The sequence below is a fragment of the Escherichia sp. E13S3 genome (assembly GCF_004212325.1).
In the GTDB taxonomy this organism is placed as follows: Bacteria; Pseudomonadota; Gammaproteobacteria; order Enterobacterales; family Enterobacteriaceae; genus Escherichia.
Genome location: NZ_RHJR01000028.1, coordinates 1 through 1207, shown reverse-complemented (window position 1 = coordinate 1207; position 1207 = coordinate 1). Strand labels below are relative to the sequence as shown.

Sequence of the window (1207 nt, the reverse complement as noted above, 5' to 3'; positions counted from 1 at the left end):
TGTAAATAGACCCGTTTTAGTTCCATGCATTTTTTGAGAACCCGGCCAAATAATGGTGAAGTCGGTATTCCTCCGGTGTCATATTGTTCAGTGATTCATGCGGGCGTTCACAGTTATATTCTGATAACCATTTCTCCGTAATTTCCCGTACTTCATTCAGCGTTCTGAACAGATAAAAATCGAGTATTTCTGTACGGTATGTCCTGTTAAAACGCTCAATGAAAGCGTTCTGCGTCGGCTTACCCGGCTGGATGAACTCCAGTTTTACTGCGTGTATCTCTGCCCATTCAGCCAGCGCCAGAGAGATAAATTCCGGACCATTATCCATGCGCAGCATGACCGGATAACCGCGGTTTGCCGCGATCCTGTCAAGTACACGGACCACTCGCAGAGCTGGCAGATTCAGATCGATTTCAATCGATAACGCCTCACGATTAAAGTCATCAACGACATTGAACGTGCGAAAACGACGGCCACAGGCCAGCGCATCATGCATAAAATCGACAGACCAGCTCTGGTTCAGCGCTTCTGGCGTAGCCAGTGGTGAGGGATTGCGTACCGGCAGTCGTTGTTTGCCCTTACGGCGAAAATTCAGCTTCAGCAGACAGTAAATACGGTGGAGCCTTTTGTGATTCCACGAGTATCCTTGCCGTCGCAGAATCTGGAAAAGCTTCGGAAAGCCGTATCGCGGGTATCGCTCAGCCGCAGCCTGCAGGGCGGCAATAACGGGTTCATCACGCGTGGTATCCGGGCGGTAATGGTAAACCGTTCTGCTCAGGTTCAGACTCCGGCAGGCCTGACGGATACTGAGTCCGAATGTCGTTATCAGATGAGTGACCAGCTCACGCTTAAAGGCTGGTTTTAAAGCTTTTTTTCGATAACGTCTTTCAGCGCCAGGTTCTCCAGACTCAGGTCAGCAAACATCTGTTTGAGACGGCGGTTCTCGTCCTCAAGATCCTTGATTTTTTTAATATCAGAAGCCTCCATGCCGCCGTATCTGGACTTCCAGTTGTAGTAGGTGGCTTCAGAGATACCGGCCTCCCGGCAGACATCTTTAACGGTTCGTCCGGCTTCAACTGACTTAATCACAGCGATGATCTGATGCTCAGTAAAACGGGCTTTACGCATAGCGATCTCCTTCGTTGGCAGATTGATTATGCCGGATGATCTCTAAATATGAATGGCACGATTATGCGGGATACTTACA

General features: G+C 49.2%; 1 protein-coding gene. It reads right to left on the bottom strand.

Features of this window, described 5'->3' with window-relative positions:
* Positions 1–16 precede the first annotated feature (16 nt).
* Positions 17–1128, bottom strand: a protein-coding gene (locus D9597_RS22815) for an IS3 family transposase (protein WP_130224894.1) whose coding sequence is annotated in 2 segments (ribosomal slippage) — positions 17–867 and positions 867–1128 — 1113 coding nt in all. Because the reading frame shifts where the segments join, the coding sequence is not laid out codon by codon here.
* Positions 1129–1207: the final 79 nt, after the last annotated feature.